Consider the following 22,994-nt stretch of genomic DNA (forward strand, 5'->3'; position numbering starts at 1 on the left):
TATCTTATCTATCGAAAACGTTATTATTTCGGGTTTGCTGCACATAAATTGGGCGCACGCCATGCGCCCCTACGGTACGTCTTCCCTTGGAACCATCTGCCTTCAATACATGATATCACCAGGTTGTCCCCGGATACCCCCATCACTGCACCTGCGTTCCTACCAGCAACAAGCGATAACCAACTGGTTTAGCAATCAGGGACGCGGTACGCTGAAGATGGCGACAGGGAGTGGCAAGACAATTACCGCCCTCGCGATCGCAACCCAACTCTATCACCAAATCGGCTTACAAGTCTTACTGGTTGTTTGTCCCTATCGTCATCTAGTTACCCAATGGGCGCGAGAATGTCAGACGTTTAATTTAGAACCGATTCTGGCATTTGAAAATGTACGCCATTGGCAAAATCAACTATCTACTGCCCTTTATAACTTACAATCGGGTAATCAATCTTTTCTGACAATTATCACCACCAACGCCACATTGATCACAGAGGGGTTACAATCTCAACTCAAATACCTTCCCCCCAAAACCTTAATTGTTGGTGATGAAGCCCATAACCTAGGGTCTCGACGCTTAGAAGAAAGTTTACCGCGCAACATTGGCTTACGTCTTGCCCTATCTGCGACACCAGAACGCTATTTTGATCAGGAAGGAACCCACGGCTTATTCAACTATTTTGGCTCAGTTTTGCAACCTGAACTGACTTTAGCGGATGCGATTCAGCAAGGGGCATTAGTTCATTATCTCTACTATCCAATATTAGTGGAATTAACCGAAACTGAATCAATCGCTTATGCCAAATTTACTAAACGCATTGGCTGGGCGCTAATGAATAATGAAGGTGTCGATATCCAGAATAATGATACTGTAACTGCATTATTAATGCAACGCGCTCGTTTAATTGGGTCAGCGGCTAACAAGTTAACCGCATTGCAACAGTTAATGGCAGAACGATTAGAGACCTATCACACGTTGTTTTATTGTGGAGATGGTTCAGTGGAAGGCAGTGTAAGTCAGGAAACCACTCGTCAATTAGCAGCCGTCACCCGGTTATTGGGAAGTGAACTTGGATATCGGATTAACACCTATACAGCAGACACGCCTTTAGCCGAACGAGAGGAATTACGTCATCAATTTGAAACCGGTAAATTACAAGGATTGGTGGCAATTCGCTGTCTTGATGAAGGGGTAGATATTCCAGCGATTAAAACCGCTGTTATTCTGGCTAGTAGTGGAAATCCCCGCCAGTTTATTCAACGGCGGGGGCGGATTTTGCGCCCGCATCCTGATAAGGAACGGGCAACTTTATTTGATATGATTGTTCTCCCTCCAGATTTAGGACGTAAAACGTTAGAGGTGGAACGGAATTTGCTCAAAAAAGAGTTGAAACGGTTTTTAGAGTTTGCTGATTTAGCCGATAATGCAGGGGAAGCCCGACTAAAATTGCTGCAACTTCAAAAACGGTATGGATTGTTGGACATTTGACCCTATAAGTAGGTGGACATAATTAACGTGAACGGTGAAGATTGTCATTTGTCATTTGTCATTTGTAAGGATTTGAGGTTTATTTACTGAACTTAATATAGATAGCTTTATTGACACCGACCTACTTAGGATTAGGTTTGATGATCGAGTGGAAAGGCGATAGAGCGAACCAAACTATCGGATTAGAATAGGAAAATGGTAGCGTTAAAGAATAGCAAGCGTTAGCACTACTCCAAATCATGTTACCTCAACCTAAAAAGCGCTGGACGCCTGAACACTGGGCAACCTGGAAACCCTTCGGTATCGGCGAACAATACCCGAATAATTACTGGGAAGTGTTTCGCGCCATCTGGGAAAATCGGGATCAACTTCCCTACGCCTGGGATATCCTCAACCAAGGCGTCTGCGACGGTTGTGCATTAGGCACCACAGGGATGAAAGACTGGACATTAGAGGGGATTCATGTCTGTAATGTCCGGTTGCGACTGCTGCGGATGAATACAATGCCAGCTTTTGACCCCGAACTCCTGGCAGATGTATCTCGGTTGCAGGGCAAAAAAAGCGCTGAACTGCGACAGATGGGGCGACTTCCTTACCCGATGATGCGTCAACGGGGAGAGAAAGGATTTCATCGGCTGAGTTGGCAGGAAGCCCTGGATGTTATCGCCAATCGCATTCGCACCACGACACCCGATCAACTCAGCTTTTATCTCACCAGTCGCGGCACCGTTAACGAAACCTATTATGCTGCCCAAAAAGCGGTGCGGGCAATGGGAACCAATAATATTGATAATGCGGCGCGAATTTGTCATTCTCCGAGTACGGCTGGATTGAAAAATGCATTAGGGGTAGCGGCGACAACCTGTTCCTATAAAGACTGGATTGGGACAGATTTATTAGTCTTCATTGGGTCGAATGTGGCAAATAACCAACCCGTCACGGTGAAGTATCTCCACTGGGCAAAAAAGGCGGGAACCAAAATAGTGGTAATTAACACCTACCGGGAACCCGGAATGGAACGCTATTGGGTGCCATCGATTCCCGAAAGTGCTTTATTTGGCACGAAATTCGCCGAAGACTTTTTCCTGGTGAATATGGGCGGGGATATGGCGTTTATTAATGGTACACTGAAACATTTAATTGCCAATAATTGGGTTGATCACTCGTTTATTAACACCTATACGCGCAACTTTGAGGACTTAAAAGCTAGCCTAGACTCTCAATCCTGGGAGGAACTCGAACGGCTATCTGGCGCATCTCGTGAGCAGATGTATGAATTTGCCCAGATGATAGCCGAGGCGAACAAGGCGGTGTTTGTCTGGAGTATGGGGATTACCCAGCATGAATGTGGCGAAGATAACGTGCGATCGCTAATTAATCTAGCACTAACCAAAGGCTTTGTCGGCAGAGAGGGCTGTGGCTTGATGCCAATCCGCGGACATTCTGGAGTACAAGGGGGGGCGGAGATGGGATGCTACGCCACGGTACTCCCTGGAGGGAAGCCGATTACCTCAGAAAATGCGGCACAGTTGAGTGAAAAATGGGGATTTGATGTGCCAACCTCCCCAGGATTAACCGCATCAGAAATGATTCAAGCGGCTTATGCGGGAGAGTTGGATGTCCTGTTTTCGGTGGGGGGAAATTTCCTAGAAGTGCTACCCGAACCCGATTATGTGGAAACGGCATTAAAGCGCGTTCCCCTGCGGGTGCATCAGGATATTATTTGTTCTAGCCAAATGTTAGTTGATCCGGCGGATACGGTAATTCTACTCCCCGCCACCACTCGGTATGAAGTGCCAGGAGGCGTAACCGAAACCACGACAGAACGACGAGTCATTTTCAGTCCCGAAGTTCAGGGAAATCCCATTGGCGAAGCGCGTCCAGAATGGGAAGTATTCATGGAATTGGCACGGAGAGTTAGTCCCGATTTAGCCGCAGAAAATAAGGGGAATTCGCCGTTAAACTTCGATGGAACAGCCGCGATTCGCCAAGAAATTGCCCAAATCATTCCCCAATATGCGGGGATTCAACATCTCAAAGAAGCGGGAGATCAGTTTCAATATGGGGGTTCTCATCTTTGTTTTGGCTGGACTTTTCCCACACCCGATGGGAAGGCGCGGTTTACTCCGTTATCGCCACCACAACGGGATTTACCTGAGGGATGTTTCTTCGTCGCCACCCGACGCGGGAAGCAGTTTAATAGTATGGTGCAGGAAAAGAAAGATGCGATTACAGGTGCGGTGCGTGAGGCGGTGTTAATCAGTGCGGTGGATGCTTCGGCGTTGGGGTTAAAGGATGGGGATTGGGTAATTCTCAAAAATGAGGTAGGAGAGTTGAAGGCACGAGTGTGTACGGCACCGGTGAAACCCGGGAACCTGCAAGTGCATTGGCCCGAAGGGAATATACTTTTAGATAAGAATAAGCGATCGCCTGAAGTGGCGATTCCTGATTATAATGCCCTGGTACGGTTAGAAAAAGTCCAATGAACGCAGAAGATTAGCGCAACCATGAAAATGGCGATGGGGAGTAAGACAAAAACCAGGGTTTGGGTGGTGGAGAAGGAGAATGTGCGATCGCGCCAGGATCAGGTGGCGACGGAAGAACCCTTGGAGATTCGCCTCGTCTCTCCCCAGCAAACGGTAGCGGTTACCATGCGAACACCAGGGGCAGATTTTGAACTGGTGGCGGGGTTTTTGTACAGTGAAGGAGTGGTTCGCGATCGCGATGATATTCAGCAGATCAGTTATTGTGTTGATCCGGATGTCGATGGGGAACAGCGTTATAACATTGTTAATGTAAAACTTCGACCCGGATTATCGGTTAATTTACAACCCTTAGAACGCCACTTTTTTACCACCAGCGCCTGTGGTGTTTGTGGGAAAGCCAGTCTAGAAGCCCTACATTTACGGGGATGTCCAATTATCTCAGCCGGATTAACCGTTAGTGCAGATATTATTTATAGTTTACCCGAACAATTACACACCGCCCAGCGGATTTTCTCAAGTACCGGAGGATTACACGCCGCCGCCTTATTCGACACCCAAGGAAAATTACTCTCAGTACGAGAAGATGTGGGACGCCACAACGCCTTGGATAAATTAATTGGCGCTGCTTTTTTGAGTAATCAATTACCTTTAACCAACCACATTGTTCTGGTGAGTGGACGTTCTAGCTTTGAGATAGTACAGAAATGTCTAACCGCAGGTGTCCCGATTGTTTGTGCGGTATCTGCACCCAGCAGTTTAGCGGTGGCGTTAGCCAAAGAGTTTGGCATCACCTTAGTCGGATTTTTGCGCGGAAAACGCTTTAATATTTATACAGGAAAGGAACGGATACATTTTTAGGAAAAGGAATCCCTGAGTAGTATGGCAAACCAATTTTCATGGACGAAGCAGTGGTATCCTATTAGTCCAATCAGCTATCTCGATACCTCTCATCCAACACCTCTCTCACTTCTGGGGAAGAAACTGGTAATTTGGAGAGATGAAAATCAAAAATGGACAGTCATGGATGATGCTTGTCCTCACAAACTGGCACAGTTATCCAGGGGAACGATTAATCAAGACGGAACCCTAATGTGTAGACATCATGGTTGGTCGTTTAATGGACAAGGGAAATGTACCAAAATCCCCATGCTGGCAGGTAGCGAGGCAGAGGAAACCACCTGCAACAGTTTCAGATCGCAGGTAACTACTTATCCCACCCAAGTCGCCCAAGGGCTGCTGTGGGTATGGCTCGACGATAGTTCAACAGCCTTTGAGGATTGTACCTCAAAACGTCCGGCGACGATACCGGAATGCGGATTGGATGTATCTGCCACAGATTGGCACATGAGTGAAGTTCCCGTTGGCTACACGGTGTCCGTTGAAAGTAGCTTTGATCCCTCCCATGCTCAATTTTTACATGAAGGAATTGGTTTGTTTTCTCCAAAAAACGCCATACCCATGCAGCCGTTTGAAACAGTAGCAGAACCGTCGGCTGACGCTGGATTTACCCTGAAGCATAAAGGGTACAATGTTGTCAACAAAGATATGGACGCAACGCGACAATTTACGCCCCCCTGCACAACTACAACAATTTATCGTTATTCCAACGGCAAAATGATGCTCTTTCAGTTGTATTTTGTGCCGACGCGACCCGGTTACTGTCGGTATATTGGCAAGTTTATTTCAGATAGCGATTCAGGTCAAAAGAATTTTTGGGTTCAGCTTCTACCTAAAACGTTCCGCACGGGATTGCAGCACTCATTCGCTTACAAGCTGACTGACCAAGACTTATCCATTATGCATTCTCAAGAAGTTATTCAGTCATCCTTGGACAAAAAATGGCAAAAGGCTTATTTTATGCCCTCGCCTGCTGACTTAGGTATTGTAACGTTCAGAAAATGGTTGGATGAATTTGCTGGTGGAAGTCCTTCCTGGCAAGGAACTGTGGACGAGGGTTATCAAGAATTGAATCATGAACAACTTTATGACCGATGGCACAGACATACCAAGCATTGTCCGAATTGTCGGGAATCGATGAATTTGATTGAAAAAGTTCGTCGCGTTTGTACTATCAGCACAGGATTATTTGCTCTCTTAGCTTTGGCATTCATTTTAATCGGTCTTCCCCTACAGCTTGTGCTGATATCAACTCTCATGAGTATCCTGAGTTTATTGGTATCCTATACGTCCGATGATCTGCGACAACGATTCGTCAGCAGTCTGCCTAAACGAGGAGTACCTTGGGTTAAGCTGTATTAGTATTACAGTAGAGACGTAGCAAGCTACGTCTCTACTAATTTATCGTGGGTAGCCGACATTCAGGTATTTCAGATAACCTGCCATTAAGCGGCTGGTTCAAGCTGAACTTTAACCACTTTGTTCTTTTCTTGTTCCGTCTTCGGCAACGTCAGATTCAAGATTCCATCTTTGTATTCAGCTTTCACATTCGTATGCTGAATCCGGGCGGGTAATCGAATAAGTCGCTCAAATCTGCCGTAACGGAATTCACTCTTAGTTTCACCCTTATCTTCGCTGTTCCGCTCAAACTTGCGTTCGCCACTAATATAAACAGCATTTTCAGTGGCTTGTATGTCGATATCTTTAGCTTCCATTCCGGGAATTTCTAGCTTCAGATGAATGGCTTCTGAAGTTTCTTGCATCTCCGCTAGCGGAACCGTTGACATGTATTCAGCCTGTTGCTCAGAACGTGGGGCTAAAGCATCCTCAAATAAGCGAGTGATTTGGTGTTGCAGGGATTCGGTTTCACGCCGAGGATTCCAATAAACAAGTGCCATAGTTTTATCTCTCCGAGAATAGGTTGTTTGGGGAAGTGATGGAGGATTACCATCTATCCCTTGATTCCCATAGTAGGCAAACCAACAGCACTGCCAATTCGGTTTTAACGACTAATTTACTAATGATTACCATCCTAAAATATTGGAGTCATCAAAGAGTACGGTTTACTCGACCGAATGGGTACAGTAAACCCGTGGCGTTTATCAACGTGCAGGGTATCGCTTCCGCATTGATTATCGTCAGTCAATCACTCCTGCTGTTTCTTCTGAGGTAGCGGTTTGGCTGAATACGCTGCTAGTTGAACAGGGATTACGGTAACACTGATTTCTCGGATTTATTTGAGTGTTGGGGGTGGGGATGTGAGATGTTAGTCACACTGATTTCACGGAGGTTTTAGTTCTCACTGGACAAGATAATTTTACTGTTCCCTGTTTCCTTATTGTAGTTGTTTGATTGCCGCATTAGCGTGTAATTTTACACTCATTTGAGGATCATTCTGGAGTTGGAATAAAGCACTCATGGCGTCGCAGATTCCTAATTGTCCCCAACTGTAGGCTAACGCCTGTTTAATTGCGGTTGTTTCAACACTGGGATGTCCCGACTCAAAGAAATCTAGCAAGATTTTAGCGGCTTGGTATTTCAGATTTGGGGTTTCAATCCGCCCAAAAACGCGCACGATTTCTAAGATGGAGTCTTCGGCTATGGTGGGTAAGGCTTGGTGTAAATAGTCCAATGCAGTCGCCGTTTCTATTCGCGCCAATATCTGAATGATGGTAATTTGTAGGGGAACGGGTGTTAAAGGCGATCGCACAACCGGAAATAACGCCTCGGCTGCTTGATCAGTAACGATTCTACCGATCGCGATCGCGGCTTGCTGACAGACGTCTAAGTTCAGATCATACAGCAGGGGTTGCAGATAGATTAATGTATCGAGATCTGTCTCTGAGGAGGCGCTTAAGCCTAACCCGATCACCGCTTCTTTACGCACAGACGCGGCATAATCTTTTAATGCCACCAATAAAACGGGTACAATGCGATCGTCATGGAAACTGCTCAGGGCAGCAATGGCAGTGACGCGCACCTGTACATCTGGATCATGAACGACGCTCAATAAGGGATTAATCACATCTGCACAATGCATTTGAGCTAAAGCGCGAGTGGCGAAAAGACGAGATTCCGGTTTCACCAGCAAATCAGTCAACGCCTCAACCGCAGGATGTCCGATAGCGGCTAACGCACTAGCTGCGATCGCACTTAACTCTTCATCTTCACTGTGATCCAGTAATTTCACCAATGTCCGAATCACCTCAGGCGCATTAAATCCCCCCAAAATCCGCCCCGCAAACCACCGTTGCTCTAAATCCGCCTCCTCATCTTCCAGAATCTCGATCAACGGTGCCACAATCCTCTCGCCCCATTGTGGCAAAACCTTGGCAATATCCCAACGCGCCTGAAAATCTCCCTGTTCCAGAACCGTTAACGCCATCGCCAATCCTAGAGGCAATTCCTTTGTTTCTGGATTGAAACGATTTCGGCTGCACTCATCCAACGGTAATTGCTGCAAACATTGAGTGACTGACAACCAATCCCCTTGCTCTGTGGCAACTGTGGCTTGTTTAAGAAGTTTGTCCATTGTTTGATCAATTGCATCGTTACCCAGACTGAATGGTGTGCCACTTCAGCCTCACTCTTCCTATGGTTTCACAGAATCGATGATTTATACACATTTAATTCACAAATTGCATTTATATGATGCAGTTTATTCAAGTTCAACTTAAAAGCGTATCCAAATATACAATTTACCCCTTTAACCTTGCTTACCTTACTGAAATTAAGAGGGTAAATTTTAGTAGAACTGAAAACCGGAAAAATCCATCAAAATAGCGCTATGACTACAACAAAAGACGTATCCCAAAAAATAAATAAAGTGGAAAAAGCCAAAGCCGAGAAAGATGGGCTAGACGTTAAACATGAACTGGAAAGCTTAATCCAACTTGGCTGGGAAAATGTTGATAAAACTGACTTAGAACTCCGCCTCAAGTGGTTAGGTGTCTTTTTCCGTCCAGTGACTCCCGGCAAATTCATGTTACGTTTACGCATACCGAATGGTTCTCTTGACAGTGAGAAAATGCGGGTTCTCGCCAGTATTGTGCAGCGTTATGGTGATGATGGTAGCGCCGATATTACCACTCGCCAAAATATTCAACTGCGAGGGGTTCGTTTAGAAGATATTCCGGAAATTTTCCATCAACTGCAATCCGTTAATCTGACCAGTATACAGTCGGGAATGGATAATGTGCGGAATTTAACCGGATCACCCGTGGCTGGAATTGATGCTGACGAGTTAGTTGACACCCGTGATATGCTGCAAAAATTGCAGGACATGATTACCAATAACGGGGAAGGCAATTATGCATTTACTAATCTTCCGCGTAAATTCAATATTGCCATTGAAGGAGGAAGAGATAACTCCATTCATGCGGAAATTAATGACATTGCCTTTATCCCTGCCTATCGGGATGGAAAATTAGGCTTCAATGTTTTAGTCGGCGGTTATTTATCAGCCCAGCGTTGTGTGGAAGCGATTCCCTTAAATGCTTGGGTTCCGGCAAATGAAGCCGATGTAATTAACTTGAGTGGTGCGATTCTCACCGTTTATACTCAGAACGGATTAAAAGAGGGATTACGAAAAAGCCGCCAAAAAGCCAGGATGATGTGGTTAATTGATAAATGGGGAGTTGAGAAATTCCGGGCAGAAGTTGAAAAAACATTCGGGCAAGAACTCCTCCCGGCTGCGCCTGAGGATGAGATTACCCAAGAGAAAAAAGATTACATTGGGGTTTATTCCCAAAAGCAACCAGGATACAGTTATGTTGGCTTACTGGTTCCCGTGGGGCGCTTGTCAGCCGACACCATGTTTGATTTAGCCCGATTAGCTGATGTTTATGGCAATGGTGAAATTCGCTTAACCGTTGAACAAAATTTAATTATTCCCTACATTGCCAATGAAAAAATAGAAGCGTTTCTGAGTGAAAATTTACTCCATAAGTTTCCGATTCATCCCTCTACGCTTACCCGTTCATTGGTGTCTTGTACCGGGAATCGCTATTGCAATTTTGCCATAATAGAAACCAAACAACGGGCATTAAAATTAGCGCAAGAACTGGATCAAGAATTAGACATTCCCAAACGAGTGCGGATACACTGGACAGGATGTCCCAACTCCTGTGGACAACCTCAAGTTGCCGATATTGGCTTAATGGGTACGAAAGTTCGTAAAGATGGCAATCCTGTCGAAGGGGTGAATCTTTATACGGGGGGAAAAGTGGGCAAAGATGCTAAACTCGGAGACGTATTGGAAAAAGGAATTGCCTGCGATGACCTAAAACCGATTCTGCGGAATCTATTAATTGAAAACTTTGATGCTAAAGTTAAGGATGGAGTTGTTATAGAACCGGAACTAGAAACTCAGGAGACTGTTCCGGAGGATACTCAACCTTCATCTGAGACAGAAACCAACGGCGATAAAGCTCAAACCAAGCTATTTTTTGCGGCATCTTGGAAACAGGTTGACGCTAATTCGCAGGACTTTATCCTGGATACGGCTGAAAGCCAAGGCATTGAAATTGACAATAGTTGTCGTGCTGGTACTTGCGGAACTTGTGTTAAAAAGTTATTAAAAGGTCAAGTGAAGTATGACGAAGAGTATAGTGCCTTGGCTGATTTAGAGGAGGGTATGGTTTTGACCTGTTGTGCTGTGCCGGAAGGACAAGTGGTGATTGATGCTTAAGGTATTCGTCATTTGTCATTTGTCATTTGTCATTGGGTTGGGGCGGGTTTAGTGCAATTCGGGTGAAGCCAAAAAAGATAATAGTGAAAAGAGCCCCTACATTCGGGCAAACTCTTTCAACCTTCATCCTTTCCGTCCCCTATTGACTAAATTGGGAAATCAAATTATTTTATTTTTTCGCCCAAAAATTGATAAGGATTGGTATAATGATTTGAGTCTCCTGAATACAACTTAAAATACATAACGCCTGAGCCTAACCAGAAGACTAAAAAGATTAACGTCATCAGGGAACCCCAGGAAAAAAACTTGGGTTTCCGGCGGGTGGTTAATAATTTGTGGGGTAATGGTGAAAGTTCTAATGGTGTACGACTTGGGGGCGTATTTAGGGCAACTTCGGTGCCTTGTACAGTAATTAATTTCAGCTTATGTAATTCTGTAAGCGCGGCGTAAACTTCGCTCAAGCTAACTGAATGTTCAAGGAATTCTGCTGTCCAAGCCTGGAAGTTCTGCCAATTAAAATTTACTTTATGATTGGTTCTAGTATGAAACCGAATCCAGTGATAGAGTAAACTCTCGCAGGGGGAAAGCTTAGTCTTGATCATTACCAAAACTCCAAATTTTCTATACGTTTGAGCATTGTATGGAGGTGATATTGGCTGAACAACTTAGCTAGAGGAGGCTATCCTTTCGCTGGAAGTGGCTACAGCACTAGCAGATATTCTCCATGTTCCGGAATCCAAGTCAGCCATTCATGATCCGAGACTTGGGAAAGTATCAACGCCTCATAGTGGGCAAATGGATTGGGGAGTTCCTCTAATCTCAGCCACATTCCCGGTTGCAGATAGCGAAAAATTGAACTAGCCGAGAGGTTGGCTGGAGGGGGTTGCGGTTGTGGATTTTGCATATCTGTGCCGTCTGATTCTCGATTCTCTTCTTGTATCAGAATATACTAAAATTAAAATCTGTATCAAATAATACACAAAATTTAATTTTAGATTTGTTAACTAATCCTCACAGTGTTCACTCAATGGCGAAGTCGTTGCATCTTTGTTCAGGATTCACGAACGGTTCTCTGTCAATCTGTTATTGTCCTCAATCATTGTCGTCATAGTCCAATCGTCCTATTTTTCATCCCCCATTATGAGTATTATTTTCAGAGAACTGCTAAAAAAAGTGGGTAGCGGTAGCCATACTCACAAAGATTTAACTCGTGAAGAAGCAGCCATTGCCACAGAAATGATCTTGAATGAAGAAGCGACTCCGGCTCAAATTGGAGCATTTTTAATCGCCCATCGCATTAAGCGCCCCACGAGTGAGGAACTAGCAGGAATGTTGGATGCGTATGATCAATTAGGTTGCACAGTACCCCGGTTATCTGGTGATCCGATGGTAACCGTAATGGGGACACCTTACGACGGGCGATCGCGAACCGCCCCAGTTACTCTATTAACGGCGCTGATGCTGGCGGCTTCAGGGGTTCCGGTCATTCAACATGGCGGCGACTGTATGGCAACAAAATATGGCATTCCCCTGGTGGAAATATGGCAAGGATTGGGCATCGATTTTACCCGCTTTAATCTTGCCCAAGTTCATCAGGCTTTAGAAACAACTCGCTTTGGCTTTATCTACACCCCTAACCATTTTCCGGCAACTCAAAGTTTGGTGAATTATCGGGATCAGATTGGTAAGCGTCCCCCCTTTGCCACGATTGAATTAATTTGGCTTCCTTATGCTGGAAACGTGCATTTAGTGGCTGGGTTTGTCCATCCCCCAACGGAAGAATTTATGCAAGGAACATTAGGATTACGAGGTGTCAATAATTACACATTAGTTAAGGGGTTAGAGGGAAGTTGCGATTTACCCCGTGAACGGACAGCGATTATTTCGACCCATAAACCTGGAGACAGCGAACCCTACCAACGCCTGAAACTTCACCCTAGGGACTATGGCTTTGAAGGGAAGGAGGTTCCTCTAGAGTCAAAGGAACAATTATGGGCAGAAATTAAGGATGTTTTAGCCGGAAAAGCTTCAGAATTCCAAAAATCCGTGATTTGGAATGGTGGGTTTTATCTCTGGCGTTGTGGGGTTTGCCCGACGTTAGAAGATGGATTAAGCAAGGCGGAGTCTTTGTTAATCACAGGCGCACTTCAGCGGCAGTTGGCTGAGATTGAGTCTACTGTAAGTAGGTGGACACAATTAAAGTGAACGGTGGAGATTGTCATTCGTCATTCGTCATTCGTCCTTTTTAAATAACTGGGCGGTTGAAACCGCAGCTACACAAACGAAACCCGCCTGCGCGGGTTTCAAAACCCCTAGTTTTTATTCATTTCGTCAAGCGAACTTTGTTGGTTTAGCCGCGATTTCCTTTTCAACAGGACTTAAGATAAAAGGGTATTCCACAGAACATAATATTAGCCATTAATCTCGCCAATCTGCCAACTGAGTCACCAGAAAATAGCGAACATGATCGGCGAACGTAGAACCGAAATCGTTTGTCCCGTGACCCATACCCGGAACGACATAACAATCACTATTCGGAAATCGCTTGGCACAAGCCTTGGCATCTGCGACATTAACCATGCGATCGCGCTTCCCCACCAAAAAGCGAATCCGACGATGAGAGTCTACTCGATCCGCATACGTCATCGGGTTACAAGCTTGACCAAACTCATCGGGATGTTTGAGAGAATTAGCAACTCGTAAGAGGGGAACGAAACTCTGGAGATCCGGTTGAACTTTACCCAGCAATGCTTCTGCTAACCCACCTAGCGGCGATGCCGCCAATTCTGGCAAAAGCCAGCCCCCCCAGCTTTTGGCAAAGGTTTGCAGGTTAGCATGACCGATCGCACCCAGTAATCGTTCTCCCATTCCGTCTGTGGTAAAGGCGAATGCGCTAAACAAAACACCCATACTGACGCCAAATAGCGCCAACCGAGGATCAGTGAGATGATAGCGATCGCGACAAAAATTCCGCACTAAGCCAATATCTCGCGCTGTAACGCTAAACATCCGCAGCATCAGTTGAGTATCAAAGGAAATACCGCGATCCAGAAGCGGTTTAATTTCAACCTGCGCCACCCCGGAAAACGTCCGCATGAAACTGTGTTCACCTGCTAGGGGTGTGTCAAATAATGCCACAGCAATCCCCATTTGGGTCAGCGTTGGCACAATAAAGGCATTCCAGCCATAAGGCGCACACATCCCTTGAATACCAATCACCAACGGTGTCTGATCGGCGGGTCGATCCTGTGGCAAAAAGACAGCCACGGGGAAACTACTCAGCCGTTCGTCGATATCGGTGATTCCGGTAAAGTGAAACGGTTCGTGAAACCAATAACGCTGACCCGTAACTCCCTCAAAGGCGATCGGGTCACAACCGTAGACAGGCATAGGCGATTCGTGTCATTGGGGATTTTAGGGTTCATGGTACATGGTATATGGTTCATGGTTCATAAGTAGTCGGACTGGCATAAAACGGTACTGTATTAAGTGCAAGTAAATTGCCCTCAAACCCTTCACCATCAAGTTTGACAACCTGTCTTTTGACTTAAACCGTAGCCCCAACCAAAATAATAGGCATTGTTTACATACGTTGTGTTAACGAGGGGTTGATTCAGTGAAAAAAGATCACCGTCGATTCAGTTGGGTCATAATGGGAATTATCTGGATGTGTCCGATAAGCGTGAATGCACAAACCTTGCCAAGGATAAACCAAAAACTATTCTTACCAATTCCCGATACAATCTCACAAACGTGGGAAATTCAATCGGAAACCAAACCAGCGAATGTAGATTTCTCTAGGGAAATTGATCCGATTATAGATGGACAACAGGCACATTATGATCGATGGGACAAACGTTCATTGACTCCTCAACATGAGCGAGATGCTCAGGTTAACCCGCTTGGTGTTCTAGACTTGCCGGAAAAAACTTCAGCGGATCTGAGCCATCCCATTTCCTTCGATCAGATATCAACCGGACAATCCACTCCTGAAGTTCTAACTCCGCTGCCAATCTTTAATTTAGACGATCAAAACGTCCAATTTGCCGATAGCAATAATCAAATAGAACCCTTTCGATGGACTTCAGGACGACCCGATGGACATGCTCCTATTGGCGTAATGGGTGATCATACCCATAGTGCTGGAGAATGGATGTTCTCCTACCGCTATCGGTTTATGGACATGGACGGTAATCGGGAGGGTACAGATAACCTCAGCGATGCCGAGGTTTTGCAACAGTTTCCCGTGACTCCGGTACGCATGACCATGCAAATGCACGCACTGGGGGTGATGTATGCACCAACCAATGACCTGACGTTGATGGCGATGGTACCTTATGTTTTCAAAGAAATGGATCATGTCACTCGTCGCGGCGTGCGCTTTACTACAAATTCAGAAGGCTTCGGTGATATCAAACTCACAGCACTTTACAAAGTCCTCGATCAAAGCCAACAGCGCTTGCACTTGAATATCGGCATGAGTTTCCCCACAGGCTCAATTGAGGAGCGAGACAATACCCCAGCAGGTGATGACCAGATTTTACCCTATCCCATGCAGATCGGTTCTGGCACTTTTGACTTACTACCCGGTATTACTTACTTAGGTCAGAGTAACAATTGGTCTTGGGGCAGCCAAGCGATCGCGACGCTGCGCTTGGGTGAAAATAGTAATGATTATCAACTCGGTAATCAACTGATGCTCACGGGTTGGACGGCTTATAACTGGACAGATTGGCTGAGTACCTCAATTCGTCTCAATGGTCAGACGTGGGGAAATATTGATGGATCTGACTCTCGTCTGAATCCGATGATGATTCCTACGGCTGATCCAGATAGACGCGGTGGCACCCAGTTAAATTTAGGCTTTGGTGTTAATCTCTATGCTCCTAGTGGTAATCTCCAGGGAAGTCGGTTGGCGATTGAGTTTGAATTACCTCTTTATCGTTCTCTGGATGGCCCGCAGCTTGAAACGGATTGGCGGTTGACGGCTGGTTTGCAAGCCGTTTTTTAGGGCTAACTCCCTCAAAGGCGATCAGCTCACAACCGTAAACAGTCATGGGATGCGTATCCTTAACATTCCGTAATTTTTCTTAACTAAAGAGGGGTTTGGGGAGCTATAAATCTCGCGCCATACATTTCGACTTCGCTCAATGTTGGCGCTGAGATGCCTTCACTCCCCAAGTCAATTGAGTGAGGCTCAATGCCTCCGAAATTGACTCTTACCGCAATTTGACACTTACAGTAAAAGGCATTATGATCAGTGTATGCTGAATCTAAACTACACCTATCGAATCTACCCTGATGCTAAACAAGTCGAGTTGCTCAATGAGTGGCTTGAAACTTGTAGAGGTGTCTACAACTATGCCCTTAGAGAGCTAAAGGACTGGATTGCTTCAAGAAAGTGTCCTGTGGATAGGTGCAGTAAGGAGTCAGAATACATAATGAGTGCTGATTACCCTTTTCCTGGATATCAGCAACAACAGAATAATTTACCCAAAGCTAAAAAAAATTACCCTAGGTTGAAGTCAGTACCCTCTCAGGTATTGCAAACAACCATCAGACGGCTGCATGATGCTTGGGACTTCTTCAGGGATCGGGGTTATGGGTTTCCAAGATTCAAAAAGTATGGGCAAATGAAGTCGATGCTTTTCCCTCAATTTGTAGTCAATCCAATAACCGGATGGCAGATCAAGCTACCCAAATTGGGAAAAGTTCAGATCAATTTACACCGCCCAATCCCTGATGGGTTTGTAGTTAAGCAGGTTAGGGTAATTAAAAAAGCGGTGGGTTGGTTTACCGTTATCAGCATTTGTTCTGATATTTCTATCCCTGATGCTGTGCCTCATGGTCACTTTATTGGGGTAGATGTTGGATTGAATAGTTATTTGGCTACCAGTGATGGCTTCGTAGAACCGGGGCGCAAATTCTTCAAGAATATGCACCGTAGGCTTAAAGTGCTGCAACGCAGACTATCCAGAAAAGAGAAACGTTCTAGGAACTACGAAAAAGCCAGAAGCAAAGTAGAGAAATTACACAACCATATTGCATTCAAGCGAAAAGACTATCAGTACAAGCTAGCCCATAAGCTATGTGATATGGCGGGAACTATCTTCCTAGAAGACATTGATTTCCGCACCATGGCTAAAGGATTCCTGGGCAAACATACGATTGATGCAGCGTTTGGTCAGTTCAGGGATATCCTCTATTATGTGGCTAAACAACGCGGTGTTTATGTCGCTGAAGTTGACCACAGAGGCACATCCCAAACTTGTCCAAATTGTCGCATTGAGGTTAGAAAAGAACTATCTGATAGGTGGCATAGTTGCCCAGAATGCAAATATGAAGTCGATAGGGATATAGCCTCTGCACAGGAGATTTGTAATCGAGGTTATGAGCAACTAAGTACCCAGGGACTCTGGGGGAAAGAAATTGGCTGTCAAGTCGGGCTGTCGGGGGCATTTTGCCTAGATAAGTGGCGCAGGGCAGCAATGTCTAACAGCGATGTTGGAAGCCTACATCATAATCTTTGATTTGATGTAGGAGGATGTCACACTAAGAGATAGCATCCTATTTTCCGAATCAAGACTATGCTGCTGCAATCCAACCAACGGACGAAACTAGACGATACCGACGATACCCTGTTTTACTCCTTCCCTCGCTTTGTCACCCATGTTGATGCTGGGTTTCTGGATCAACTCACTCAACTCTATAGAGAACGCCTGAAACCCCATACTCGCATCCTGGATATGATGAGTAGTCACGTATCCCACTTGCCCGATGACATGGAATTCGCCCATGTTGAGGCACATGGGATGAATGAACAGGAACTAGCACGCAATCCCCGCTTAAATCATTATTTTGTCCAGGATCTGAATAAAAATCCTCAGTTACCTTTGCCAGATCAAGCGTTTGATGCGGTTCTCAACTGTGTCTCGATTCAGTACCTCCAATACCCTGATGCCGTGTTTCAGGAGATTCACCGCATCCTCAAACCTGGTGGTATCGCCATTATCAGCTTTTCCAATCGTATGTTCTTCCAAAAAGCGATCGCGGCATGGCGAGACGGAACTGAAGCCAGTCGTGTGCAACTTGTCAAGGGTTATTTTCAATCTGTACCCGGATTTAGTACCCCAGAAGTGATTTCCCGTTCTTCTCCGGTTCCCAGTTTGTTCCAGATGCTAGGCGTTGGCGGGGGTGATCCTTTCTACGCCGTCATCGCCCAACGTCAAGATAACCAACAGGGAGTTTAACCAGGAGTTATCATAATTTGCCTACCCAGAGGAAAATACTTGACAGATGGGGGTTCCAGCTTATCAAGATTGTTGGCTTTCATAATGAATACCTCAGCCAGTCATAAAATTGACCTATATGATGCAACAAAACTTGATGTTCAAGATACAATAGCCTGTGGTGTGAGTAAGTAAAAATAACTATTTAACGAATGCTAAATCGTTCATCTAGTGTAGTCTGTCCACCCAACCCGAATCGGGAAGCTGCAACCGAGAGCGATCGCGGGATGGTAAGCAACACGAGTGACCAACGCCTGATAAAATTAATGAAGTCGATTTACCAGGCTGATCAGCAAGTCAAGTATCTACATTTGCAAGCAGAAGTAGATTCACTATTGCAGCAGCTCCAAATCCTCCAAAAACAACGGTTGGCTGCGGCGCAATCCGACGCCAATAATTAAGGGGAACAGTAGTGTTTGATTTGATTCATGCTGTTTTTGCACCCCAGAACTCAGTTTCGGGGTGCTAAGTTTTGTCAACTCTGACGGATAAGCACAAGGAGATACCCTTCTATCTGCCAGTAATAGACGGCTGGGCATGATTTTTTTTGCCTGATTATTCGCAATTCACCAACATCTCATGTATTAAATTCTTTCATGACTATATCGACAATCAAAGAACAAAATTCCGCTTACTCGATGACAAGGGTGACGACTACCTTACGGTTAAGAGACATTTTGCGAACGTTACCGCGTGAAGTGTTTGAGAAAAACCGTCGCAAAGCCTGGACAGTGGTTCTGGTGAATATTTTAATGGTGGGTCTAGGCTATGGGGGTTTAGCGATCGCACCCTGGTTTTGTTTACCGCTATTATGGATTTTCACGGGTACAGCATTGACTGGCTTTTTTGTCATCGGTCATGATTGTGGTCATCGTTCCTTTGCCAATCGCCGTTGGGTCAATGATTTGGTGGGACACCTGGCATTTTTACCTTTACTTTATCCCTTTCATAGCTGGCGTATTCTCCATAACCACCATCATGCCCACACGAATAAGCTTGGCGAAGATAATGCATGGGAACCGTTTACACCTGAGTATCATGCAAGCAACTCGCTTTTAGTCCAGTGGTTTTACCAACTAATACGCGGTCGCTTTTGGTGGATTGGTTCGATATTCCATTGGTCTTTACTGCATTTTAAATGGGGAAATTTTCAAGGAAAACAACGTTCTCAGATTAAGTTTTCCGCATTGTTGGTTATCGGTTTTGCCGCCGTTGCCTTTCCCTTACTCTTTGCCACGGTAGGTGTATGGGGAGTGATCAAATTCTGGTTACTTCCCTGGTTGGTGTACCATTTCTGGATGAGTACGTTTACCATTGTTCACCACACATCACCGGATATTCCCTTTACCCCAGAACCGGAATGGAATGAGGCTGAGGCTCAATTATTTGGTTCGGTTCACTGTGAATATCCCCGTTGGGTCGAATTTCTCTGCCACGATATTAATGTTCACATTCCCCACCACATTTCCAGTGCGATTCCGTCCTATAATTTGCGGTTAGCGCATCGGATTCTCAAGGAAAATTGGGGGGATGAATTGCGCGAATGTCGTTTTTCTTGGTTGTTGATGAAACAGATTACCGACAAATGTCACCTCTATAATCAACAAGAGTTCTATCAGTCGTTTAAAGACTATCGAAAAGCCATGGCTGGAGGCAAATAATACAGGATTGTCACACTAACGTGAATTAGATGAGATCCCCGATTTCTTCAAGAAGTCGGGGATCTGGTATTAAGTTCAATGGCACGCTCAACAAGCATTTTCGGATCGCCGAAACCCTTAATCGTAGCCTAGTAGGGTGGGCATTGCCCACCATCCTTATCTGAGCGTGCCATTCGGATTAAGTTACAATATCAGCGATCGCGAGCCATCAGCAAGGTCGTCATGAGTCAACTGCAAGCCAAACTACCAACCGATACCTGGGTCAATGCGACTTGGGACGAATACCTTCAGGCAATCAGTGATCCAGCCTACGAAAAAGCGAAAGGCTATTATTATAACGGATACATGAGGCTAGAGATGTCTCCACTTGGTAACCCCCATTCCCGCGACCATTTCATTGTTATTGCTGCGATTGCCCTCTTTGCCAGTATTCGAGACATTGACTTTGATGGTCATGATAACTGCACGTATCGTAAGACAGGCTGTGAGGAAGCCCAACCGGATGTCTCGTTTTATGTCGGTGACAACGCGGAAATCGTACCTTGGGAAGCGAAAATCATCAATCTTGATATCTATCCACCCCCTGATTTAGTCATTGAAGTTGCCTATTCTTCTTTAGCCGATGACAAAGGAGAAAAACGTCTCCTCTACGAATCCTTGGGAGTTCGGGAATATTGGATTATTGATGTCAAAAATGTTCAAGTTATCGCCTTTGAGATTCAAAATGGCGGGAGTCGGCGAATTTACCAGTCTCAGGTGTTTCCTGGTTTAGAGATTTCTCTATTGGAAGAAGCCTTTCGGCGTAGTCGGCAAATTAATCATGGTAAAGTGAGCGCTTGGTTGTTGTCGCAATTTCAAGCTTGAGTAAGCCCATGTTACCCGCCAAGAACTCAAGTTATTGGCTTATAGCTCAAGTCGGTTAAAACTGACTAATTATTTTTATCCAGTAAACCGTTTAGATTTTATATTTATGCGTAAATCAAGACTTTGAAATAAGTTCAGCAATAATCTGTTGAGACATAAACTGCTTGAAATCTAAAATTTCAATTAACACTAACTTTTCATTATTTGAGTAGTGAAGAATTACTCGTCCTTCATCTTCTGCATAAGCAATATCATCATCGGATAGTTCAATCAGAAGGGCATCGACATCTTTACTGTATTTAGCTTTTTTCATAACGACTTCTCCTACCTGGATATAGTGTGATAACTACAATGAATGATTCGTATTCTCGGTAGACAATATTCAAGAAGTAAAGAAAATTGTACTTGGTAGTTCTATTATGTGGAAGTGAATGTGCGATCGCGCTGATGTAGGTTGGGTTGACGCGCCGAAACCCAACAGCGTAAGTTCCCCAAATTGCCACCCTGCAACCATCACTAAATTTAAAAGCCGCCTAGGAAAAATTTCAGATGGCGAAAGCTGGGTATCAATCAAAGTCATGAAGTTTTAGGAAATGTTACTCTAGGGTTACAGAGGAATCGTTGAGGAACATAGCCGTGAGCCAAGTTGTCAAACTAGAACTGAGTGATGAAGTGTATGCAGTCTTGAAGCGACAAGCTGACAGTGTTGGTGTTTCTCTATCCGAGTGGATTGCGATCGCTCTCGAACTACAAAGTGGTTTACCCAGTCACCAGAAAACTCAAGCTGAGAACAAAGCCACACCTCAAGAGTTCTCCAACTCCAGCCATTCTGGAACGGCTGATGTATGCTATCTGACAGGATTTGACAATAGGGGCGTTGATGCTGATTTGGTTGGTTTATAGCCGAGATATCACCTATAATAGCCAGACAAAATTAAAGTTTACGGTTGAGATAGGGGAACAGCGAGCTTTTTGCCATGGCGATTAAAATCGCTGCTACACAAACAAAGTCCGCGTACGCGGACTGAATTATAACAGAGGTAGTGCGATCGCGTCGCCTTTAAGCCACTGCTCAAAACATGGGTTGGGGACAAGTTACAAGTTACATCGAAAAAGCGTGACGTTAAGGTACGACTAGTCTTGAACCCACACGGAAACCGAACCGCCATTACACCGAAACTCTGCCCATCCCCATTCATTGGTGTAAATGGGTTCCTTGATATGTTCCGTTAAATCATAGAACTTGGCATTCGGTTTACCCACTTCCATCCACTTGTAACCCGGCACACTGTCACTCATAATCACCGCCATGGCTTTTGGATGAGCATGATCCCCTAAGCGCGTCCAACCAATTGTATTGTAGTGATCAAAGTAATCATATTGATCCCCGTAAGCATACTCTTTTCGAGCATAGAGAAGTTTGTCAATTATCCAACGGTGAGAGGGAAGGAAAATATTGTATCGATTACCATCTTTGCCATAATCCTCGTATTCTGCACCGTAATAATCGGCATAAAAGACACAAGGATAACCCTCGCGGCGCAATAAAATGATCGCGTAAGCTAAGGGCTTAAACCAGGGTTCTACTGGCGCTTCTAATGACTGTAAGGGTTGCGAATCATGGTTTTCTACAAATGTAACCGCATGGGTGGGACGTTGCTGCATCAAAGTGCCATTGAGGATAGTCCCCATGTTGTAATGTCCACCGGAACGACTGGCGTAATAGAAATTGTAGTGAAGTGGCACATCAAATACCGACATTTTGCCATTAACGGCATTGATATACCAGTGCAACGTGTCAATATTGTTGTACCAATATTCACCCACCACAAACAAATCTTTGCCTGCATGATACCGCATTTCATCTAACCATTGCGGGAAAAACCAGGATGAAATATGTTTAATCGCATCCAGACGGAAACCATCCGCGCCTGTGGTATCCAGATACCATTTGCCCCAACGAGTCACTTCATCGCGCAAGTCTTGACTCTGGAAATCCAGATCACATCCCATTAAATAGGCAAAGTTCCCTTTTTCTAACGCCACATAATCATCAAAGGCTTTCCCCTCAAAGAGATAAAGCGTATTTTGCTCTTTGGTGTAATCATCGTAATCAACCGCATCAAAATGCCACCAATGCCATTCAAAGTTAGAATATTTACCCTGACGACCCGGAAAGTTAAAATGGGTATAGGCTTTGATATCTCTTGTCCAACCTTTGGGATTCAGGCGATCATATTCATTAAAGGGAGTAGCGCGGGCAATCTCTGTCGCATCACCTCCCATGCGATGATTCAGAACCGTATCAGCGTAGGCTTGTATTCCTGATGCGTGTAAGGCGTTTATCGCCGCTAAATATTGTTCGCGAGTGCCGTATTTGGTGCGAACGGTGCCATGTTGATCAAATTCCCCCAGATCATACATATCATACACGGCGTAGCCGACATCATAGGTGCCTCCCATTCCTTTGTAGGCGGGAGGTAGCCACAACGCGGTGAATCCAGCATCGGCTAATTCTTGCGCTTTGGTTTTAACGTCATTCCACAGGATTAGATTGGGATCAATGTACCAGTGGAAATATTGCATTATTGTGCCGTTGATTGACATATTGAGCCTCTCTTT

At 45.0% G+C, this 22,994-nt stretch carries 22 protein-coding genes; 15 read left to right on the plus strand and 7 right to left on the minus strand.

Annotation, left to right across the window (positions count from 1 at the left end; translation table 11 throughout):
* Nucleotides 1–61 precede the first annotated feature (61 nt).
* From RIG27_RS18195 to RIG27_RS18210, 4 genes are all read left to right on the plus strand, one after another.
* Complete coding sequence (locus tag RIG27_RS18195) at nucleotides 62–1,486, plus strand: DNA phosphorothioation system restriction enzyme (RefSeq protein WP_446347507.1); 1,425 nt, start codon at nucleotides 62–64, stop codon at nucleotides 1,484–1,486.
* A gap of 239 nt (nucleotides 1,487–1,725) precedes the next feature.
* Nucleotides 1,726–3,972 (plus strand): FdhF/YdeP family oxidoreductase, encoded by a 2,247-nt coding sequence (locus RIG27_RS18200; protein WP_446347445.1) that lies wholly within the window; start codon nucleotides 1,726–1,728, stop codon nucleotides 3,970–3,972.
* Nucleotides 3,973–3,993: 21 nt separating this feature from the next.
* On the plus strand, nucleotides 3,994–4,830 hold the full coding sequence (gene fdhD, locus RIG27_RS18205; protein ID WP_446347447.1) for a formate dehydrogenase accessory sulfurtransferase FdhD: 837 nt from the start codon (nucleotides 3,994–3,996) through the stop codon (nucleotides 4,828–4,830).
* Nucleotides 4,831–4,851: 21 nt separating this feature from the next.
* Nucleotides 4,852–6,231, plus strand: coding sequence for an aromatic ring-hydroxylating dioxygenase subunit alpha (locus tag RIG27_RS18210; protein ID WP_446347449.1), 1,380 nt, complete (start codon nucleotides 4,852–4,854; stop codon nucleotides 6,229–6,231).
* 83 nt (nucleotides 6,232–6,314) lie between these two features.
* Here the strand turns inward: RIG27_RS18210 and RIG27_RS18215 are convergent, their stop codons facing one another.
* Nucleotides 6,315–6,767 carry an Hsp20/alpha crystallin family protein gene (locus RIG27_RS18215; RefSeq protein WP_446347451.1) on the minus strand — a complete coding sequence of 151 codons (453 nt, stop codon included), beginning with the start codon at nucleotides 6,765–6,767 and terminating at the stop codon, nucleotides 6,315–6,317.
* Between the two features lie 38 nt (nucleotides 6,768–6,805).
* Between RIG27_RS18215 and RIG27_RS18220 the strand changes: the two genes are divergently transcribed.
* Entirely contained in the window at nucleotides 6,806–7,042 is a 237-nt protein-coding gene (locus RIG27_RS18220) for a hypothetical protein (protein ID WP_446347453.1), read from the plus strand.
* A 162-nt stretch (nucleotides 7,043–7,204) separates the two neighbouring features.
* On the opposite strand, the gene RIG27_RS18225 is transcribed toward RIG27_RS18220, so the two are convergent.
* Nucleotides 7,205–8,401, minus strand: coding sequence for a HEAT repeat domain-containing protein (locus RIG27_RS18225; protein WP_446347455.1), 1,197 nt, complete (start codon nucleotides 8,399–8,401; stop codon nucleotides 7,205–7,207).
* A 255-nt stretch (nucleotides 8,402–8,656) separates the two neighbouring features.
* Here RIG27_RS18225 and RIG27_RS18230 point away from each other — a divergent pair, with 255 nt between their 5' ends.
* Nucleotides 8,657–10,558: a ferredoxin--nitrite reductase gene (locus tag RIG27_RS18230; RefSeq protein ID WP_446347457.1), complete on the plus strand. Its 1,902-nt coding sequence runs from the start codon at nucleotides 8,657–8,659 to the stop codon at nucleotides 10,556–10,558.
* A 164-nt stretch (nucleotides 10,559–10,722) separates the two neighbouring features.
* Here RIG27_RS18230 and RIG27_RS18235 read toward each other — a convergent pair whose 3' ends face one another.
* Together RIG27_RS18235 and RIG27_RS18240 are read right to left on the minus strand one after the other, a co-directional pair.
* Nucleotides 10,723–11,160 (minus strand): hypothetical protein, encoded by a 438-nt coding sequence (locus tag RIG27_RS18235; RefSeq protein WP_446347459.1) that lies wholly within the window; start codon nucleotides 11,158–11,160, stop codon nucleotides 10,723–10,725.
* Between the two features lie 98 nt (nucleotides 11,161–11,258).
* The gene (locus tag RIG27_RS18240; protein ID WP_446347461.1) at nucleotides 11,259–11,462 is read right to left on the minus strand and encodes a hypothetical protein; all 204 of its coding nucleotides are present in this window, start codon (nucleotides 11,460–11,462) and stop codon (nucleotides 11,259–11,261) included.
* Nucleotides 11,463–11,698: 236 nt separating this feature from the next.
* Between RIG27_RS18240 and RIG27_RS18245 the strand changes: the two genes are divergently transcribed.
* Both RIG27_RS18245 and RIG27_RS18250 read left to right on the plus strand, forming a co-directional pair.
* Nucleotides 11,699–12,763: an anthranilate phosphoribosyltransferase family protein gene (locus RIG27_RS18245; protein ID WP_446347463.1), complete on the plus strand. Its 1,065-nt coding sequence runs from the start codon at nucleotides 11,699–11,701 to the stop codon at nucleotides 12,761–12,763.
* Nucleotides 12,764–12,773: 10 nt separating this feature from the next.
* Entirely contained in the window at nucleotides 12,774–12,980 is a 207-nt protein-coding gene (locus tag RIG27_RS18250) for a hypothetical protein (protein WP_446347465.1), read from the plus strand.
* On the opposite strand, the gene RIG27_RS18255 is transcribed toward RIG27_RS18250, so the two are convergent.
* Nucleotides 12,977–13,948 (minus strand): alpha/beta fold hydrolase, encoded by a 972-nt coding sequence (locus RIG27_RS18255; protein ID WP_446347467.1) that lies wholly within the window; start codon nucleotides 13,946–13,948, stop codon nucleotides 12,977–12,979. The genes RIG27_RS18250 and RIG27_RS18255 overlap by 4 nt on opposite strands.
* 292 nt (nucleotides 13,949–14,240) lie before the next feature.
* Here RIG27_RS18255 and RIG27_RS18260 point away from each other — a divergent pair, with 292 nt between their 5' ends.
* The 6 genes from RIG27_RS18260 (at nucleotide 14,241) to RIG27_RS18285 (ending at nucleotide 20,372) form a co-directional block, all read left to right on the plus strand.
* On the plus strand, nucleotides 14,241–15,569 hold the full coding sequence (locus tag RIG27_RS18260) for a transporter (RefSeq protein WP_446347469.1): 1,329 nt from the start codon (nucleotides 14,241–14,243) through the stop codon (nucleotides 15,567–15,569).
* Nucleotides 15,570–15,822: 253 nt separating this feature from the next.
* Nucleotides 15,823–17,088 (plus strand): RNA-guided endonuclease InsQ/TnpB family protein, encoded by a 1,266-nt coding sequence (locus RIG27_RS18265; protein WP_446347471.1) that lies wholly within the window; start codon nucleotides 15,823–15,825, stop codon nucleotides 17,086–17,088.
* 57 nt (nucleotides 17,089–17,145) lie between these two features.
* Nucleotides 17,146–17,808 (plus strand): class I SAM-dependent methyltransferase, encoded by a 663-nt coding sequence (locus tag RIG27_RS18270; protein ID WP_446347473.1) that lies wholly within the window; start codon nucleotides 17,146–17,148, stop codon nucleotides 17,806–17,808.
* Nucleotides 17,809–17,999: 191 nt separating this feature from the next.
* Nucleotides 18,000–18,248, plus strand: a complete 249-nt coding sequence (locus RIG27_RS18275; protein ID WP_044210929.1) for a hypothetical protein — start codon at nucleotides 18,000–18,002, stop codon at nucleotides 18,246–18,248.
* 195 nt (nucleotides 18,249–18,443) lie between these two features.
* Nucleotides 18,444–19,508 (plus strand): fatty acid desaturase, encoded by a 1,065-nt coding sequence (locus RIG27_RS18280; RefSeq protein ID WP_446347475.1) that lies wholly within the window; start codon nucleotides 18,444–18,446, stop codon nucleotides 19,506–19,508.
* Between the two features lie 222 nt (nucleotides 19,509–19,730).
* The gene (locus tag RIG27_RS18285) at nucleotides 19,731–20,372 is read left to right on the plus strand and encodes a Uma2 family endonuclease (RefSeq protein ID WP_446347477.1); all 642 of its coding nucleotides are present in this window, start codon (nucleotides 19,731–19,733) and stop codon (nucleotides 20,370–20,372) included.
* A gap of 115 nt (nucleotides 20,373–20,487) precedes the next feature.
* Here RIG27_RS18285 and RIG27_RS18290 read toward each other — a convergent pair whose 3' ends face one another.
* Nucleotides 20,488–20,685 carry a DUF2283 domain-containing protein gene (locus RIG27_RS18290; RefSeq protein ID WP_446347479.1) on the minus strand — a complete coding sequence of 66 codons (198 nt, stop codon included), beginning with the start codon at nucleotides 20,683–20,685 and terminating at the stop codon, nucleotides 20,488–20,490.
* A 323-nt stretch (nucleotides 20,686–21,008) separates the two neighbouring features.
* Here RIG27_RS18290 and RIG27_RS18295 point away from each other — a divergent pair, with 323 nt between their 5' ends.
* Complete coding sequence (locus RIG27_RS18295; RefSeq protein WP_446347481.1) at nucleotides 21,009–21,275, plus strand: hypothetical protein; 267 nt, start codon at nucleotides 21,009–21,011, stop codon at nucleotides 21,273–21,275.
* A gap of 231 nt (nucleotides 21,276–21,506) precedes the next feature.
* Here the strand turns inward: RIG27_RS18295 and RIG27_RS18300 are convergent, their stop codons facing one another.
* The gene (locus RIG27_RS18300) at nucleotides 21,507–22,979 is read right to left on the minus strand and encodes an alpha-amylase (RefSeq protein ID WP_446347483.1); all 1,473 of its coding nucleotides are present in this window, start codon (nucleotides 22,977–22,979) and stop codon (nucleotides 21,507–21,509) included.
* Nucleotides 22,980–22,994 lie beyond the last annotated feature (15 nt).

This window comes from Coleofasciculus sp. F4-SAH-05, assembly GCF_040222985.1.
GTDB classification, from domain to species: Bacteria; Cyanobacteriota; Cyanobacteriia; order Cyanobacteriales; family Coleofasciculaceae; genus Coleofasciculus; species Coleofasciculus chthonoplastes.

Coding starts and splice junctions, on each gene's coding strand:
- RIG27_RS18300 (WP_446347483.1), bottom strand. CDS start 22,979: ATGTCAATCAACGGCACAATAATGCAATATTTCCACTGGTACATTGAT.
- RIG27_RS18210 (WP_446347449.1), top strand. CDS start 4,852: ATGGCAAACCAATTTTCATGGACGAAGCAGTGGTATCCTATTAGTCCA.
- RIG27_RS18255 (WP_446347467.1), bottom strand. CDS start 13,948: ATGCCTGTCTACGGTTGTGACCCGATCGCCTTTGAGGGAGTTACGGGT.
- RIG27_RS18245 (WP_446347463.1), top strand. CDS start 11,699: ATGAGTATTATTTTCAGAGAACTGCTAAAAAAAGTGGGTAGCGGTAGC.
- RIG27_RS18270 (WP_446347473.1), top strand. CDS start 17,146: ATGCTGCTGCAATCCAACCAACGGACGAAACTAGACGATACCGACGAT.
- RIG27_RS18195 (WP_446347507.1), top strand. CDS start 62: ATGCGCCCCTACGGTACGTCTTCCCTTGGAACCATCTGCCTTCAATAC.
- RIG27_RS18240 (WP_446347461.1), bottom strand. CDS start 11,462: ATGCAAAATCCACAACCGCAACCCCCTCCAGCCAACCTCTCGGCTAGT.
- RIG27_RS18220 (WP_446347453.1), top strand. CDS start 6,806: ATGGAGGATTACCATCTATCCCTTGATTCCCATAGTAGGCAAACCAAC.
- RIG27_RS18235 (WP_446347459.1), bottom strand. CDS start 11,160: ATGATCAAGACTAAGCTTTCCCCCTGCGAGAGTTTACTCTATCACTGG.
- RIG27_RS18200 (WP_446347445.1), top strand. CDS start 1,726: ATGTTACCTCAACCTAAAAAGCGCTGGACGCCTGAACACTGGGCAACC.
- RIG27_RS18230 (WP_446347457.1), top strand. CDS start 8,657: ATGACTACAACAAAAGACGTATCCCAAAAAATAAATAAAGTGGAAAAA.
- RIG27_RS18215 (WP_446347451.1), bottom strand. CDS start 6,767: ATGGCACTTGTTTATTGGAATCCTCGGCGTGAAACCGAATCCCTGCAA.
- fdhD (WP_446347447.1), top strand. CDS start 3,994: ATGAAAATGGCGATGGGGAGTAAGACAAAAACCAGGGTTTGGGTGGTG.
- RIG27_RS18275 (WP_044210929.1), top strand. CDS start 18,000: ATGCTAAATCGTTCATCTAGTGTAGTCTGTCCACCCAACCCGAATCGG.
- RIG27_RS18285 (WP_446347477.1), top strand. CDS start 19,731: ATGAGTCAACTGCAAGCCAAACTACCAACCGATACCTGGGTCAATGCG.
- RIG27_RS18290 (WP_446347479.1), bottom strand. CDS start 20,685: ATGAAAAAAGCTAAATACAGTAAAGATGTCGATGCCCTTCTGATTGAA.
- RIG27_RS18225 (WP_446347455.1), bottom strand. CDS start 8,401: ATGGACAAACTTCTTAAACAAGCCACAGTTGCCACAGAGCAAGGGGAT.
- RIG27_RS18280 (WP_446347475.1), top strand. CDS start 18,444: ATGACTATATCGACAATCAAAGAACAAAATTCCGCTTACTCGATGACA.
- RIG27_RS18265 (WP_446347471.1), top strand. CDS start 15,823: ATGCTGAATCTAAACTACACCTATCGAATCTACCCTGATGCTAAACAA.